Below are 16049 nucleotides of genomic sequence, written 5' to 3'. Positions count from 1 at the left end.
AGAAAAAGCGCACGCGTTTATCTTGCCGCTTGAGGCTTGCCACTTGCGGCTGTTTTTTCAGGTCTGTTGCAGATGCCCGTACAGCTTGGCGTACAAGCCACCTTCGGCGATCAGTTGCTGGTGGTCGCCATCCTCGGCCACATGCCCGCCATCGAACACCAGCACGCGGTCGGCCTGTTTCACCGCCGATAGTCGATGGGCGATGATCAGCGTGGTGCGCCCGCTGAGGAAACGCGCCAGAGCCTGGTGCAGGTTGTACTCGGTGGCGGCATCCAGCGCCGAGGTGGCCTCGTCGAGAATCACCACCTTGGGCTCGGCCAGCACCATGCGCGCAATCGCCAGGCGCTGACGCTGGCCGCCGGAGAGGCGCACCCCGGAGCGACCGACCACGCTGTCCAGGCCCTGGGGGAGTGCCGCGATGGTGGCATCCAGCTGGGCGATGCGCAGCGCTTGCCAGCAGGCGTCGTCGCTGCAGTCGCGGCCCATGGTCAGGTTGGCACGCACGCTGTCGTTGAACAGCGATGGGTGCTGCAGCACCACCGCGACGTGCTCGCGCAGGGTCTCCAGGCCGATTTCCTGAAGGCTGGCACCGCCAAAGCGGATGGTCCCGGCCTGAGCGCTGTACAGCCCCAGCAACAGTTGCACCAGGGTGCTCTTGCCACCACCACTGGCGCCGACGATCGCCACCTTCTCACCCGGGGCGATGGACAGGTTCAACTGGTCCAGCACCGGTTCTTCGGCATAGGCAAAACGCAGGTCACGCACCTCGATACCCACCGTTTCACGCCCGGCAAACGGGTCGCTGGCCGCCGGGTACTGCGGCTCGTCGGCGCGCGCCAGCAGCTCGTTGAGCCGGCTCAGGGCGCCACCTGCGGCGTAGTAGGCGTACTGCAGGTTGAGCAGTTGCTCCACCGGGCCGATCATGAACCACAGGTAGCTGAACACCGCCAGCATCTGGCCGATGGACAGGTCGGAGAACAGCACGGTGAGCATGGCGGCGGCACGGAAGATGTCGATGCCGAACTGGAACAAGAGCCCGCTGGCGCGGCCACTGGCATCGCTTTTCCACTGCGAAGCGACAGCGTAGTCGCGCACCTCGCGGGCCCGCAGGCCAAGGCGGCCGAGGAAATAGCCCTGGCGGTTGCCAGCGCGGATCTCCTGGATGGCATCGAGGGTTTCGGTCAACGCCTGGGTGAAGCGTGCAGTGCTGTCGTTCTCGAGTTTTTTCAGGTGCTTGACGCGTTTGCCCAACTGCACGGTGAAGTAGATCACCAGCGGGTTGAACAGCAGGATCAGCAGCGCCAGCTGCCAGTGCATCCAGATCAGGATCGCCGCCGTGCCGGTGAGTGTCAGCACCGCCACCAGGAACCGGCTGAGGGTTTCGCCGACGAACTTGTCGAGGGTATCCAGGTCGGTGACCAGGTGCGTGGTCACCGTGCCGCTGCCCAGGCTTTCATACTCCTGCAGCGAGATACGCTTGAGCCGCTCGATCAGGCGGATGCGCAGGCGGTAGACGATATCCTTGGCCAGGCCCGCGAACAGCTTGGCCTGGACCACGTTGAAGGCCAGCGCTGCCAGGCGCAGGGTCAGCGTGGCGCAGAGCATCAGGCCGATATAACCGGCGGCCACCTGCCAGTTGCTGGGCAGCAGGTGGTTCATCCATTTGAGCGCGGCATCGCCATGCCCTAGCAATACTTCGTCCACCAGCAACGGCAGCAGCAAGGGGATCGGCACACTGCACAGGGCGGCGAACACGGCCACCAGGTTGGCGCTCCACAGGGCTTTTTTGTGGTGCAGGGCCAGGCGGCGGATTTCTGCCCAGCTCAAGCGATCGGGCACAGCGGGGGGCTTCCCGGGCACCGGGTCTGGCGACCCGGGCAGGTCAAGCACAAACAGCCTGCTGCAGCCAACGGCCGAGCAAGGGTTTCAGGCTGTCCAGCGGCTGGTAGCCATTGGTCAGCAAGGCCAACTGGCCGTTGCGCTCGGCCAACAGCGTGGGGAAGCCGGCGATGCCCAGGTCCTGCACCCAGGCGAAGTCGGCCGTGGTGGCGGTGCGGGTGTCGTGGCTGGCGAAGCGCAGGGAGAACAGCTCCCGATCGAACCCGGCCTGCTCAGCCAGCTCGACCAGTTGCGGGGCGCGGGTGACATCCACGCCCTGCTGGTAGAACGACGCCTGGATCAGCTTGAGCAGATGCCAGGCGCGCTGCTCGTCCAGTTCACGCGCCGCAACCAGGGCGCGGCAGGCAGGCTCTGTGTCGTAGACGAAACCGTCCGGCATCGCGTCTTCAAAACGGAACGGTTGCCCGGTGGCGTCATGCACCGCCTGCCAATGCTCGAGGATGTACTTGCGGGTCGAGGCGTCCAGGGCGCTGCCGCCGGTACGCAACCCGCCCGGCACCAGGCGGGTGCTGACACCGGCCTCGCGCGCCTGGGCGATCAGCGCTTCGGCCACCGGGGCGAAACCCCAGCACCAGGAGCACATCGGGTCCATCACATAGAGCAGGCGTGCGGACATGCATCAGGCCTCGGCTTTGTAGTTGAAACCGATCGGGTGCGGCTGGTTGCGCGCCTTGGCCAGCTCGATCTGCTTCTGGCGGTCGATGGCGCTGCGCCGGGTCTTCTCGCTCAGGTTGTCCCAGCAATGCGGGCAGCTCACGCCTGGCGAATAGTGCTCGGACTCGCGGTCCTTCGCATCGACCGGGTGGCGGCAAGCGTGGCACTGGTCGTACTCGCCCTCACTCAGGTCATGACGCACGGTGACCCGGTTGTCGAAGACGAAGCAGTCGCCGTCCCACAGGCTTTCTTCCTGAGGTACTTCCTCGAAGTATTTCAGGATGCCGCCCTTGAGATGATAGACCGCTTCATAGCCCTCACCGAGCATGTAGCTCGAGGCTTTTTCGCAACGGATGCCACCGGTGCAGAACATGGCCACCTTCTTGTGCTTGTTGGGGTCGAAGTTGGCCTTGATGTATTCGGGGAACTCGCGGAAGGTCTCGGTCTTCGGGTCGATGGCGCCCTTGAAGGTGCCGATGGCCACTTCGTAGTCGTTGCGGGTGTCGATCAGCAGCACTTCAGGGTCGCTGATCAGGGCGTTCCAGTCTTTCGGCTCGACGTAGGTGCCCACTGCCTTGTTCGGGTCCACGCCCGGCACGCCGAGGGTGACGATCTCTTTCTTGAGCTTGACCTTGGTGCGGTAGAACGGCTGCTCGTCGCAGTACGACTCTTTATGGTCAACGTCCACCAGGCGCGGGTCGTTGCGCAGCCAAGCCAGCAGCCCGTCGATGCCTTCACGGGTGGCCGACACGGTACCGTTGATGCCTTCATGGGCCAGCAGCAGGGTGCCTTTGACGCCGTTTTCGAGCATGGCGTTGAGCAGCGGCTCGCGCAGCTCGAGGTAGTCTTCCAGGGTGACGAACTTGTACAGCGCCGCCACGACGATCGGTTGGGTCATTGCGTTGAATCTCCAGGTGGTTGCCCTCGTAAGGGGCGGACCGGGGTCTACAAGAACAAGGGGGCTGCTGCGCAGCCCATCGCCGGCAAGCCGGCTCCCACAGGTCGGGCGCATGCCTCAAGAGAGGCGCCGTACCTGTGGGAGCCGGCTTGCCGGCGATGGGCCGCACAGCGGCCCCCTAGGGAATGTCGCGAAGTGTACCAGAACGACGGAAAGGATTCAGTGCCCGCCGCCCGCACACACCGGCGAAGCCGGCGCACTGCCCACCTGCGCCCACTCGTCGGGGGTGTAGGTGTGAATGGCCAGGGCGTGAATCTCGCCCATCAGCTCAGCCATGGTGGCGTAGACCTTCTGGTGACGCTTGACGCTGTTCAGCCCGGCGAACTGCTCGCTGACCAGCACCGCCTTGTAGTGCGTCTCCTGGCCACGGCTGTGCATGTGGCTTTCGTTGAGCACTTCAAGGTGCGCGGTGCCCAGCGGCGCCAGTTGCTGTTCGATGCGTTGCTGCATGCTCATCGCGATGGGCTCACTTCTTGGCCGGGGCCTTGCCGGCGTTCGGGTCGAGTTCCTTGGTCATGTCGTCGAGCAGCTTGTTGACCACCGGTACCGCAGGCTCGAGGCTCTGCTGGGTGAGCTGGGCCGACTGCTGGGTGACCTTGGGCATTTCGCGCAGGACTTTCTTGCCCAGCGGCGACTCGTAGAACTTGACCAGGTCGTTCAGCTCGCCCTCGGTGAAGGTGGCGGTGTACAGGTCGACCATCTTCGGCTTGAGCTTCTTCCAGCCGATGGCGTTGTCCAGGGCGGCGTTGGCCTTGGCCTGGTAGCTGTCGAGCACGGTTTTCTTGGAGGCCGGCGCCTTGGTCTGCTCGAAGCGCTGGGCGAACATCTGCTGGACCTGCATGTACACCGGGGTGCCCAGCTTGTCGGCGTTGGCCAGGGTCAGGAATTTCTCGGCGGCGGCATTGTGGCTGGGGGTGGCAGCGAGTACCTGGCCGCTGGCACAGACCAGGGCTACGGCGGCACAGAGGACACGGAGACGGGTCATTGCATTTCCTTCAAGAAAGGGAGGCGGGTACCTCAGAGTAGAGCATTCTGCGCTGTGATGGCGAAGTGCTCAAGGGCTACGACGAGCGTGGGAACCGCTTGGTCGAATCAGGGCCTAAACTGCGAATTCGGACTACAAAGGAGTGAGCGCAGCATGAGCCGTATCGAGACAGACAGCCTGGGCCCGGTGGAAGTTCCGGAGCACGCCTACTGGGGCGCGCAGACCCAGCGCTCGCTGATCAACTTCGCCATAGGCAAGGAACGCATGCCCCTCGCGGTGCTGCACGCCCTGGCGCTGGTCAAGAAAGCCGCGGCGCGGGTCAACGACCGCAACGGCGACCTGCCCGCCGACATCGCCAGGCTGATCGAGCAGGCCGCCGACGAAGTGCTCGACGGCGAGCACGACGATCAATTCCCGCTGGTGGTCTGGCAGACCGGCAGCGGCACCCAGAGCAACATGAACGTCAACGAGGTGATCGCCGGGCGCGCCAACGAGCTGGCCGGCAAAGGTCGTGGCGGCAAGGTGCCGGTCCACCCCAACGATCACGTCAACCGTTCGCAAAGCTCCAACGACTGCTTCCCCACCGCCATGCACATCGCCGCCGCCCAGGCCGTGCAGCACAAACTGCTGCCGGCCATCGCCGAGCTGTCATCCGGGCTGGCCGAGCTGTCGGCGCGCCACCAGAAGCTGGTCAAGACCGGCCGCACGCACATGATGGACGCCACACCGATCACTTTCGGCCAGGAAGTCTCGGCCTTCGTCGCCCAGCTCGACTATGCCCAGCGCGCCATCCGCGCCACCTTGCCGGCGGTCTGCGAGCTGGCCCAGGGCGGTACGGCGGTGGGCACCGGGCTCAACGCCCCGCATGGTTTTGCCGAGGCCATCGCCGCCGAGCTGGCAGCACTCTCCGGCCTGCCCTTCATCACCGCACCGAACAAGTTCGCCGCCCTCGCCGGCCACGAGCCGCTGACCAGCCTGGCCGGCGCGCTGAAAACCCTGGCGGTGGCGCTGATGAAGATTGCCAACGACCTGCGCCTGCTTGGTTCCGGACCGCGCGCGGGGCTGGCCGAAGTCCGCCTGCCGGCCAACGAGCCCGGCAGCTCGATCATGCCCGGCAAGGTCAACCCGACCCAGTGCGAGGCGCTGTCGATGCTGGCCTGCCAGGTGCTGGGCAACGACGCGGCAATCGGCTTTGCCGCAAGCCAGGGTCACCTGCAGCTGAACGTTTTCAAGCCGGTGATCATCCACAACCTGCTGCAGTCGATCGAGCTGCTGGCCGATGGCTGCAGCAACTTCCAGCAGCACTGCGTGGCCGGTATCGAGCCCGACGCCGAGCAGATGGCCGAGCACCTGGAGCGCGGGCTGATGCTGGTGACGGCGCTCAACCCGCACATCGGTTATGACAAGGCCGCGGAAATCGCCAAGAAGGCCTACAGCGAAGGCAAGACCCTGCGCGAGGCGGCACTGGAGTTGAAGTACCTGACCAACGAGCAGTTCGACCAGTGGGTAAGGCCGGAGAACATGCTGGCGCCAGGCGGCAAGGGCTGATCGATTGGCCGCGCAGGCTTCATCGCCGGCAAGCCGGCTCCCACAGGGTTTCGCGTCCAATCTGTGGGAGCCGGCTTGCCGGCGATGAAGCCAGCACCGATGCTCAGTGAACCTGCACTGCCCGCGCCCGCCGCGCCTTCCACCCCGCCACCAGCGATGGCCCCAACGCCACCAGCGCCGACCCCAGCACCACCGTCACCGCCCCGAGATACCCCAGCACATTGATATCCTCGGCATGCACATATTCCGGCCAGGCCCAGGCCGCGATCGCCACCGCAATGAAAGTGACCAAAGGCGTCAACGCCAAGGTCGCGCTCACCCGCGAGGCCTCCCAGTGCGCCAGGGCTTCGGCGAAGGCGCCATAGGCCACCAGCGTGTTGAGGCAACACGCCAGCAGCAACCAACCCTGCAATGGGCTCAACTGCAGGGCCTCCAGTGGGTGCACCCAAGGCGTCAGCAGCAGGGCGCAGCCCAGGTACATCACCATCATCACCTGCTGCGAACCCCACACCGTCAGCAGTTGCTTCTGGCTCAGGGCGTAGAACACCCAGATGCTGGTGGCCAACAGGATGGTCAACACCCCGGTGGTGTAGGCACCCAACGAGGTCAGCAATTCTTCCAGGCGCTGGTTGAAGAACAGCCCGAAGCCCGCCAACAGCACCACCAGGCCAATGCCCTGCCCCAGGCTGAAGCGCTCCTTGAACACGAACACACTGGCCACCAGCAACAACACCGGCCCCAGTTGCACCACCAACTGCGCGGTACCGGGGCTGAGCAGCTTCAGGCCGATCAGGTACAGCACATAGTTACCCAGCAGCCCGCCGATGGCGACCAGCATCAGCAGTTTGCCCTTGCCGCCCAGCCGACCGAACGACGGCAGGCGTCGACGGGCCGCCAGCCAGGCGAACAGCAGCCCACCGGACACCGCAAGGCGGTACCAGGTGACGGTCACCGGGTCCATCACTTGCAGTACCTGCTTGAGCTTGATTGGCAAGATGCCCCATAGCAGCGCGGTCAACAGGGCGAGCAGCAGGCCGAAAACCCAACGGCCGGAAGTGATGTGCATGGTGTCCTCGATCAGGCCCGTGGTGGGGGTAACTGGATTCTAAGGGGTTGCGGCACCGGGCCGAGGACGGGTTGCGGGAAAAGAATTCATCAGGTCATTCCCGGGGGGCATGGTTGCCCCCCAGCGGCAAGCTACAAGCCACAAGCTTCAAGAATTGCGGCCCTGCGCCGAGCCGCTTTTACTTGAAACTTAAAGCTGGCACTTGCCGCTGATTCATTTCTTGTGCCGGGCAAACGCCGCTTCCAGCGCCTCATTGATGGTGCGCAGCACCTTCACCCGCGCCCAGCGCTTGTCATTGGCCTCCACCAGCGTCCACGGCGCGATCTCGGTGCTGGTGCGGTCGACCATGTCGCCCACCGCTTCGCTGTAGAGGTCCCACTTGTCACGGTTGCGCCAGTCTTCCTCGGTGATCTTGTAGCGTTTGAACGGGATCTGCTCGCGCTCCTCGAAACGCTCAAGCTGGGTCTGCTGGTCGATGGACAGCCAGAACTTGACCACCACCACCCCGGCGTTGCGCAGTTGCTCCTCGAAGTCGTTGATCTCGCCATAGGCGCGCATCCAGTCGGCCGGGCTGCAGAAGCCCTCGACCCGCTCCACCAGCACCCGCCCGTACCAGGAGCGGTCGAAGATGGTGAACTTGCCGCGCGCCGGAATGTGCCGCCAGAAGCGCCACAGGTAAGGCTGGGCGCGCTCCTCCTCGGTGGGCGCGGCCACCGGCACGATCCGGTACTGCCGCGGGTCGAGCGCCGCCGCCACCCGGCGGATCGCCCCGCCCTTGCCCGCGGCGTCATTGCCTTCGAACACCGCCACCAGCGCATGCCGGCGCATGTGCTTGTTGCGCAGCAAGCCGGCCAGGCGCGCCTGCTCGGTGACCAGCTGTTCTTCGTAGTCGCGCTTGTCCAGGCGCAAGGTCAGGTCCAACGCCCCGAGCAGGCTCTTCTGGTCGATGGCGCGCCCGAGCGGCGCCACATTGCCCTGATGCTTGCCCTTGGGGTTGTTGGCCAGCGCAGCCTGCAGGCTTTCCAGCAGGATGCGCCCCACCGCCAGGCTGCGGTAATGCGGGTCGAAGCCCTCGACCACATGCCAGGGCGCATAGTCGCGGCTGGTGCGGCGCAGCACCCGCTCGCCAAAGCGCACGAAGCGGTCGTAGGTTTCCGATTGCTGCCAGTCCAGCGGGCTGATGCGCCAGTTGTGCAGAGGGTCGTCCTTCAGCGCCTTGAGCCGCGCCTTCATCTGCTTCTTGGACAGGTGGAACCAGAACTTGATGATCAGCGCGCCTTCGTCGCACAGCATCTGCTCCAGGCGCTCGGCCCCGGCGATGGCCTGGTCGAGCACGGCGTCCTTGAACTGGCCATGCACCCGACCTTCGAGCATCTGGCTGTACCAGTTGCCGAAGAACACGCCCATGCGCCCTTTCGGCGGCAGGGCCCGCCAGTAGCGCCAGGCCGGCGGGCGGGCCAGCTCTTCGTCAGTCTGCTGGTCGAAGGTGCGCACCTCGATCAGGCGCGGATCCATCCACTCATTGAGCAGCTTGACCGTCTCGCCCTTGCCGGCGCCCTCGATGCCGTTGATCAGCACGATCACCGGGAAACGCCCCTGCTGCTTGAGGTCGTACTGGGCTTCGAGCAACGCCTCGCGCAGGGCGGGCACTTCGGCCTCGTAGGTGTCCTTGTCGATGCTGTGACCGATTTCCGCGGATTCGAACATGCTGGGCTCCTTCAATGGATCAGCTACAAGCTACAAGCTTCAAGCTGCAAGAAAAAGCGGCGCGTGCGACTATCCGCTTTTATCTTGCAGCTTGAAGCTTGCAACTTGCGGCTTAATACGACCATGTCTGACTCACCCCTCTCCCTGCATGCCCAGATCGACTGGGACGACCAGGGCCGCCCCCACTCGCGCCAATACGACGATGTGTATTTCTCCAGGGAAGAAGGCATCGACGAAACCGTGCATGTGTTCATCGAGCAGAACCGCCTGCGTCAACGCTTCGCCGAACTGCCGCCACACGCCTGCCTGGTGATCGGCGAGACCGGCTTCGGCACCGGCATGAATTTTTTCTGTGCCTGGCAACTGTTCGACGAGCTGGCCCATGCCGATGCCCGCCTGCATTTCGTCAGTGTCGAGAAGTACCCGCTGACCCGTGACGACCTGGCGCGGGCCATGCAGCTGTGGCCACAGTTCACCGCGTACACCGGCCCGCTGCTGGAGCAGTACGTGGCCATTCACCCAGGCTTCCAGCAGTTCAGCCTCGATGGCGGCCGGGTGACCCTGACGCTGATGATCGGCGATGCCCTGGAGCAGTTGCCGCAGCTCGACGCACGCATCGATGCCTGGTTCCTCGACGGCTTCGCCCCGGCGAAAAACCCGGACATGTGGACCCCGGAGCTGTTCGCCCAGCTGGCACGCCTGTCGCACGCCGGTACCACCCTCGGCACCTTCACCACCACCGGCTGGGTTCGCCGGTCGCTGGTCGAGGCCGGTTTCACCATGAAGAAGGTGCCGGGGCTGGGCAAGAAATGGGAAGTGATGCATGGCCACTACAGCGCCGAACCGGCGGCCCTGCCCGCCCCCTGGTACGCCCGCCCGGCCGCACCACCCGGCCCGCGCGAAGCCCTGGTGATCGGCGCCGGCCTGGCCGGCAGTGCCACCGCCGCCAGCCTGGCCGCACGCGGCTGGCAAGTCAGCGTGCTGGAACGCCACGACGGCCCGGCGCAGGAAGCCTCGGGCAACCCGCAAGGCGTGCTGTACCTCAAGCTGTCCGCCCATGGCACGGCGCTGTCGCAGATGATCCTTGCCGGCTTTGGCTACACCCGCCGCTGGCTGCAGCGCCTGCAACGCGGCCAGGCCTGGGATGGCTGCGGGGTATTGCAACTGGCCTTCGACGACAAAGAGGCCGAGCGTCAGGCGAAACTGGCGGCTGCGTTCGACAGCAGCCTGCTGCAGGTGCTGGACCGCGACCAGGCCCAGGCCGTCGCCGGCGTTGCCCTGCCCGCTGGCGGCCTGTTCTACCCCGAAGGTGGCTGGGTCCATCCGCCCGCGCTGTGCCAGGCGCAACTCGGCCATCCGCGTATCCGCCTGCTGAGCCACGCCAATGTGCTCGAACTGCGCAAGGCCGATGGCCTGTGGCAGGCCTGGGACGGCGAACGCCTGCTGGCCAGCGCGCCACTGGTGGTGCTGGCCGGTGCCGCCGAGGTACGCAACTTCCCGGCCTGCGCCGGGCTGCCGCTCAAGCGCATTCGCGGGCAGATCACCCGCTTGCCGGCCACCGAGGCCAGCCGGGCATTGCAAACGGTGGTGTGCGCCGAAGGCTATGTGGCGCCGCCACGAGGCGATGAGCACACCCTGGGCGCCAGCTTCGACTTCCACAGCCAGGACACCACGCCCACCCTCGCCGAGCACAAGGGCAACCTGGCGCTGCTGGACGAGATTTCCACTGACCTGGCCGGGCGATTGGCCGTCGGCAAGCTCGCTGTCGAGCAACTGCAAGGTCGCGCGGCGTTCCGTTGCACCAGCCCGGATTACCTGCCCATCGTCGGGCCGGTGGCGGACACCGAGGCGTTCAATGAGGCCTATGCCTTGCTGGCCAGGGACGCGCGGCAGGTGCCGGATATCGCCTGCCCGTGGCTTGAGGGCCTGTATGTGAACAGCGGGCATGGCTCGCGTGGGTTGATCACCGCACCGCTGTCTGGGGAGCTGATTGCGGCGTGGGTCAGTGGTGAGCCGTTGCCGGTGCCCCGAGCAGTGGCCGAGGCCTGCCACCCGAACCGGTTCGCGTTGCGCCGGTTGATTCGCGGTAAATGACCAAAGCATCGCGGGGCAAGCCCGCTCCCACGTGGTTGCGTGGGAGCGGGCTTGCCCCGCGATGGCCACCCAGGCCATATAACAGATTGATCTAAAACTCTCACAACCCACCCCGGTCCCTACCTAAGTGCCCCGATTTTTGGGCACCTTCCCCAACGGCAAAACCGGTAAGGACTTATGTGCGGATTAGCAGGAGAGTTACGTTTCACCCCCTTCGACCAAGCCCCTCGCCCGGCGGACCTCGCCGCCGTGGAGCGCATCACCCACCACCTGGCGCCCCGCGGCCCGGACGCCTGGGGCTTCCATAGCCAGGGCCCGATCGCCCTCGGCCACCGCCGGCTGAAGATCATGGACCTGTCCGACAACTCGGCGCAGCCGATGGTCGACAACCCCCTCGGCCTGGCCCTGGCCTTCAACGGCGCCATCTACAACTTCCCCGAACTGCGCGAGGAACTGCAGGCGCTGGGCTACCGCTTCCACTCCGATGGCGACACCGAGGTGCTGCTCAAGGGCTACCACGCCTGGGGCGCAGCGCTGTTGCCCAAGCTCAACGGCATGTTCGCCCTGGCCATCTGGGAACGCGACAACCAGCGCCTGTTCCTGGCCCGCGACCGCCTCGGCGTCAAGCCGCTGTACCTGTCGCGCAACGGCGAACGCCTGCGCTTCGCCTCGACGCTGCCGGCGCTGCTCAAGGGCGGCGACATCGACCCTGTGCTCGACCCGGTGGCGCTCAACCACTACCTCAACTTCCACGCCGTGGTGCCGGCGCCGCGCACCCTGCTGGCCAACGTGCAGAAGCTCGAACCCGGCACCTGGATGCGCATCGACCGCCACGGCGAAGTCGAGCGTCAGACTTGGTGGCAACTGCACTACGGGGCCAACCCCGATGAGCAGGAACTGGACCTGGAGGCCTGGACCACCCGGGTGCTCGACGCCACCCGCGACGCCGTGGCGATCCGCCAGCGCGCGGCGGTGGACGTTGGCGTGCTGTTGTCCGGCGGAGTCGATTCGAGCCTGCTGGTCGGCCTGCTGCGTGAAGCCGGGGTCGACGATCTGTCGACCTTTTCCATCGGTTTCGAGGATGCCGGTGGCGAGCGCGGCGACGAATTCCAGTACTCCGACCTGATCGCCCGCCATTACGGCACCCGCCACCACCAGTTGCGCATCGCCGAGCACGAGATCATCGAGCAGTTGCCGGCGGCGTTCCGGGCCATGAGCGAGCCGATGGTCAGCCATGACTGCATCGCCTTCTATCTGTTGTCGCGGGAAGTGGCCAGGCACTGCAAGGGCGTGCAGAGCGGCCAGGGCGCCGACGAGCTGTTCGCCGGCTACCACTGGTACCCGCAGGTGGATGGCGCGCAGGACCCGTTCGCGGCCTACCGCGAAGCCTTCTTCGACCGCAGCCACGGCGAATACCGCGACACCGTGCAGGCCCCCTGGCTGCTGGACAACGACGCCGCTGGCGACTTCGTCCGCGAGCACTTCGCCCGCCCTGGTGCGCCGGACGCGGTGGACAAGGCGCTGCGCCTGGACAGCACGGTGATGCTGGTCGACGACCCGGTCAAACGGGTGGACAACATGACCATGGCCTGGGGCCTGGAGGCGCGCACCCCGTTCCTCGACTACCGCCTGGTCGAGCTGTCGGCGCGCATCCCGGCGCGCTTCAAGCTGCCCGATGGCGGCAAGCAGGTGCTCAAGCAGGCGGCACGGCGGGTCATCCCCCACGAAGTGATCGACCGCAAGAAGGGCTACTTCCCGGTGCCCGGGCTCAAGCACCTGGAGGGCGCGACCCTGGGCTGGGTGCGCGAGCTGCTGACCGACCCCAGCCAGGACCGCGGCCTGTTCAACCCGGCGATGCTCGACCGCCTGCTGGGCAACCCCCATGGCCAGCTCACCCCGCTGCGCGGCTCCAAGCTGTGGCAGCTGGCAGCGCTGAACCTGTGGCTCAGCGAACAAGGAATCTGATCGATGAAAGCCCACGAAATCGCCTACGGCCAGCGCCTGTTGCGCGGCCAGGCGCCGTCCTACGAACGCCTGCAGGCGCGCCTGGCCGGTGACGGCAGCGAACCCCACGACCAACCCCGCGCAGTGCACTGTGGCTGGGGCCGCCTGCTGATCGGGCACACCTACCCCGACCCGGCCAGCCTGGCCGACGCCCTGCTGCAAGAGCGTGCCGGCGAGCGCGACATCGCCCTGTACGTGGCCGCGCCGCAGCAGGTGCTGGCCCGGGCGCCGCAGCAGCTGTTCCTCGACCCGTCCGACACCCTGCGCCTGTGGTTCACCGACTACCGCCCGGCGCAGCGGGTGTTCCGTGGCTTTCGCATTCGCCGTGCGCAGAGCCCGGCGGACTGGCAGGCGGTCAACGCGCTGTACCAGGCCCGCGGCATGCTGGCGCTGGACCCCGACCTGCTGACCCCACACCACCTCGGTGGCCCGGTGTACTGGCTGGCCGAGGACGAAGACAGCCACGCGGTGATCGGCAGCGTCATGGGCCTGAACCACAACAAGGCCTTCGACGACCCCGAACACGGCAGCAGCCTGTGGTGCCTGGCGGTCGATCCACACTGCACCCGCCCCGGCGTCGGCGAGGTGCTGGTGCGCCACCTGATCGAGCACTTCATGAGCCGCGGGCTGGCCTGCCTCGACCTGTCGGTGCTGCACGACAACCGCCAGGCCAAGCGCCTGTACCAGAAGCTGGGGTTTCGTAACCTGCCGACCTTCGCGGTCAAGCGCAGGAACGGCATCAACCAGCCGCTGTTCCTGGGCCCCGGCCCCGAGGCCGGGCTCAACCCCTATGCGCGGATCATCGTCGATGAAGCGTTGCGCCGCGGCATCGAGGTGCAGGTGGACGATGCCGCCGCCGGGCTGTTCACCCTGTGCCTGGGCGGCCGACGCATCCGCTGCCGCGAGTCGCTCAGCGACCTGACCAGTGCCGTGAGCATGACCCTGTGCCAGGACAAGCGCCTGACCCGCCAGGTGCTGCACGACGCCGGCCTGCAGGTGCCGGCGCAGCAACTGGCGGGCAACGCCGACGACAATCTGGCGTTTCTCGACGAGCATGGCGCGGTGGTGGTCAAGCCGGTGGACGGTGAGCAAGGCCAGGGCGTGGCCGTGAACCTGACCTGCATCGACGACGTCGGCCAGGCGGTGGAACAAGCCCGGCGCTTCGACAGCCGCGTGTTGCTGGAAAGCTACCACCCGGGCAGCGACCTGCGCATCCTGGTGATCGGCTACGAGGTGGTGGCCGCGGCCATCCGCCACCCGGCCCAGGTGATCGGCGACGGCAAGCACAGCCTGCGCGCGCTGATCGAGGCCCAGAGCCGCCGGCGCCAGGCCGCCACCGGCGGCGAGAGCCGCATCCCGCTCGATGACGAGACCGAACGCACGCTCAAGGCGGCGGGCGTTGGCTACGACCATGTACTGCCGGCCGGCCAGCGCCTGGCCGTGCGACGCACCGCCAACCTGCATACCGGGGGGACGTTGGAAGACGTGACCGAACGCCTGCACCCGGTGCTGGCCGATGCCGCTGTGCGGGCTGCGCGGGCGCTGGAAATCCCGGTGGTGGGGCTCGACTTCATGGTGCGTGCTGCCGAGCAGCCGGATTACGTGATCATCGAGGCCAATGAACGCGCAGGGCTGGCCAACCATGAACCGCAGCCCACGGCTGAGCGCTTTGTCGATCTGCTGTTCGCCCATAGCCGCGCGCCGGCGTAAGCCTTCAAGGGCCTCTTCGCAGGTAAATCGCATCGGCGCACCGCCGCTCCCACAGGTGCAGCGCCGCCTTCAAGGAGAGTGAAATCCCTGTGGGAGCGGGTTTACCCGCGAAGAGGCCGGCACAGGAACCAAGGAGTACCCATGACTGAACGACACCCCGAACCCGATCTCGACTACCTGAAGAAAGTCCTGCTGGAAATGCTCGCCATCCCCAGCCCCACCGGTTTCACCGACACCATCGTGCGCTATGTCGCCGAACGCCTGGACGAACTGGGCATCCCCTTCGAACTGACCCGTCGCGGCACCATCCGCGCCACGCTCAAGGGCCGGCAGAGCTCGCCGGACCGAGCCGTCAGCGCGCACCTGGACACCATCGGCGCCAGCGTGCGCCAGCTGCAGGACAACGGCCGGCTGGCGCTGGCGGCCGTGGGCTGCTGGTCGAGCCGCTTCGCCGAAGGCAGCCGGGTCAGCGTGTTCACCGATACCGGCGTGTACCGCGGCAGCGTGCTGCCGCTGATGGCCAGCGGGCACGCCTTCAACACCGCCATCGACCAGATGCCGATCAGTTGGGAACACGTGGAAGTGCGCCTGGACGCCTACTGCACCACCCGCGCCGACTGCGAAGCGCTGGGCATAGCCATCGGTGATTTCGTCGCCTTCGACCCGCTGCCGGAGTTCACCGAAAGTGGCCATATCAGCGCCCGTCACCTGGACGACAAGGCCGGCGTGGCGGCGCTGCTGGCAGCGCTCAAGGCGGTGGTGGAAAGCGGCCGGCAGCCATTGATCGACTGCCACCCGCTGTTCACCATCACCGAGGAAACCGGCTCGGGCGCTGCCGCCGCCCTGCCCTGGGATGTCAGCGAGTTCGTCGGTATCGACATCGCTCCGGTGGCCCCCGGCCAGGCCTCCAGCGAACATGCGGTGAGCGTGGCCATGCAGGACTCGTCCGGGCCCTACGACTACCACCTGTCGCGCCACCTGCTGAAGCTGGCTGGCGACCAGGGCCTGCCGGTGCGCCGCGACCTGTTCCGCTACTACTTCAGCGACGCTCATTCGGCGGTGACCGCCGGCCACGACATCCGCACCGCCCTGGTGGCCTTCGGTTGCGATGCCACCCACGGCTACGAGCGCACCCATATCGACAGCCTGGCGGCCCTCAGCCGGCTGCTCTGCGGCTACCTGTTGAGCCCGCCGGTGTTCGCCAGCGATTCGCAGCCGGCCAACGCCTCGCTGGAGCGCTTCAGCCACCAGCTGGAGCACGATGCACAGATGGAAAGCGACACCCGGGTGCCGGCGGTGGATAGCCTGGTGGGTAACAAAGGTTGAGGTTTTGTGATGTCTGCACGGGCCTCATCGCCGGCAAGCCGGCTCCCACATGGACCGCGCCATCCTTAATGTGGGAGCTGGCTTGCCAGCGATGAGGC

12 protein-coding genes are annotated in these 16049 nt (G+C 66.4%); 5 read left to right on the top strand and 7 right to left on the bottom strand.

Annotated elements, in window-relative coordinates; all coding sequences use genetic code 11:
* Positions 1-57: 57 nt before the first annotated feature.
* From EJA05_RS07405 to EJA05_RS07385, 5 genes are all read right to left on the bottom strand, one after another.
* Positions 58-1890 carry an ABC transporter ATP-binding protein gene (locus tag EJA05_RS07405; RefSeq protein WP_125857806.1) on the bottom strand — a complete coding sequence of 611 codons (1833 nt, stop codon included), beginning with the start codon at positions 1888-1890 and terminating at the stop codon, positions 58-60.
* Positions 1883-2515 (bottom strand): DsbA family protein, encoded by a 633-nt coding sequence (locus EJA05_RS07400; protein ID WP_125857805.1) that lies wholly within the window; start codon positions 2513-2515, stop codon positions 1883-1885. Before EJA05_RS07400 ends, EJA05_RS07405 begins: the two co-directional genes overlap by 8 nt.
* Before the next feature lie 3 nt (positions 2516-2518).
* Positions 2519-3451 (bottom strand): oxygen-dependent tRNA uridine(34) hydroxylase TrhO, encoded by a 933-nt coding sequence (trhO, locus tag EJA05_RS07395; RefSeq protein WP_125857804.1) that lies wholly within the window; start codon positions 3449-3451, stop codon positions 2519-2521.
* 219 nt (positions 3452-3670) lie between these two features.
* Positions 3671-3967 (bottom strand): BolA family protein, encoded by a 297-nt coding sequence (locus tag EJA05_RS07390; protein WP_125857803.1) that lies wholly within the window; start codon positions 3965-3967, stop codon positions 3671-3673.
* Between the two features lie 10 nt (positions 3968-3977).
* Positions 3978-4496, bottom strand: a complete 519-nt coding sequence (locus EJA05_RS07385) for a DUF2059 domain-containing protein (RefSeq protein WP_110992507.1) — start codon at positions 4494-4496, stop codon at positions 3978-3980.
* A gap of 153 nt (positions 4497-4649) precedes the next feature.
* Between EJA05_RS07385 and EJA05_RS07380 the strand changes: the two genes are divergently transcribed.
* Positions 4650-6044, top strand: a complete 1395-nt coding sequence (locus EJA05_RS07380; protein WP_125463091.1) for a class II fumarate hydratase — start codon at positions 4650-4652, stop codon at positions 6042-6044.
* Between the two features lie 103 nt (positions 6045-6147).
* Here EJA05_RS07380 and EJA05_RS07375 read toward each other — a convergent pair whose 3' ends face one another.
* Both EJA05_RS07375 and pap read right to left on the bottom strand, forming a co-directional pair.
* Positions 6148-7110 carry a DMT family transporter gene (locus EJA05_RS07375; RefSeq protein WP_125857802.1) on the bottom strand — a complete coding sequence of 321 codons (963 nt, stop codon included), beginning with the start codon at positions 7108-7110 and terminating at the stop codon, positions 6148-6150.
* 213 nt (positions 7111-7323) lie between these two features.
* A complete protein-coding gene (gene pap / locus EJA05_RS07370) occupies positions 7324-8817 on the bottom strand; it encodes a polyphosphate:AMP phosphotransferase (protein ID WP_125463089.1) in 1494 nt (497 codons plus the stop codon).
* A gap of 123 nt (positions 8818-8940) precedes the next feature.
* Here pap and mnmC point away from each other — a divergent pair, with 123 nt between their 5' ends.
* The 4 genes from mnmC (at position 8941) to EJA05_RS07350 (ending at position 15951) form a co-directional block, all read left to right on the top strand.
* Positions 8941-10911, top strand: a complete 1971-nt coding sequence (gene mnmC, locus EJA05_RS07365; protein ID WP_125857801.1) for a bifunctional tRNA (5-methylaminomethyl-2-thiouridine)(34)-methyltransferase MnmD/FAD-dependent 5-carboxymethylaminomethyl-2-thiouridine(34) oxidoreductase MnmC — start codon at positions 8941-8943, stop codon at positions 10909-10911.
* Between the two features lie 177 nt (positions 10912-11088).
* Positions 11089-12876, top strand: a complete 1788-nt coding sequence (locus tag EJA05_RS07360) for an N-acetylglutaminylglutamine amidotransferase (protein ID WP_125857800.1) — start codon at positions 11089-11091, stop codon at positions 12874-12876.
* A 3-nt stretch (positions 12877-12879) separates the two neighbouring features.
* On the top strand, positions 12880-14625 hold the full coding sequence (gene ngg, locus EJA05_RS07355) for an N-acetylglutaminylglutamine synthetase (protein WP_125857799.1): 1746 nt from the start codon (positions 12880-12882) through the stop codon (positions 14623-14625).
* Between the two features lie 141 nt (positions 14626-14766).
* The gene (locus EJA05_RS07350; RefSeq protein ID WP_125857798.1) at positions 14767-15951 is read left to right on the top strand and encodes an osmoprotectant NAGGN system M42 family peptidase; all 1185 of its coding nucleotides are present in this window, start codon (positions 14767-14769) and stop codon (positions 15949-15951) included.
* Positions 15952-16049: the final 98 nt, after the last annotated feature.

It is taken from the genome of Pseudomonas oryziphila (assembly GCF_003940825.1).
In the GTDB taxonomy this organism is placed as follows: Bacteria; Pseudomonadota; Gammaproteobacteria; order Pseudomonadales; family Pseudomonadaceae; genus Aquipseudomonas; species Aquipseudomonas sichuanensis.
The sequence above is the reverse complement of the archived record's forward strand: the minus strand, read 5'-3'. Positions and strand labels throughout refer to the sequence as shown.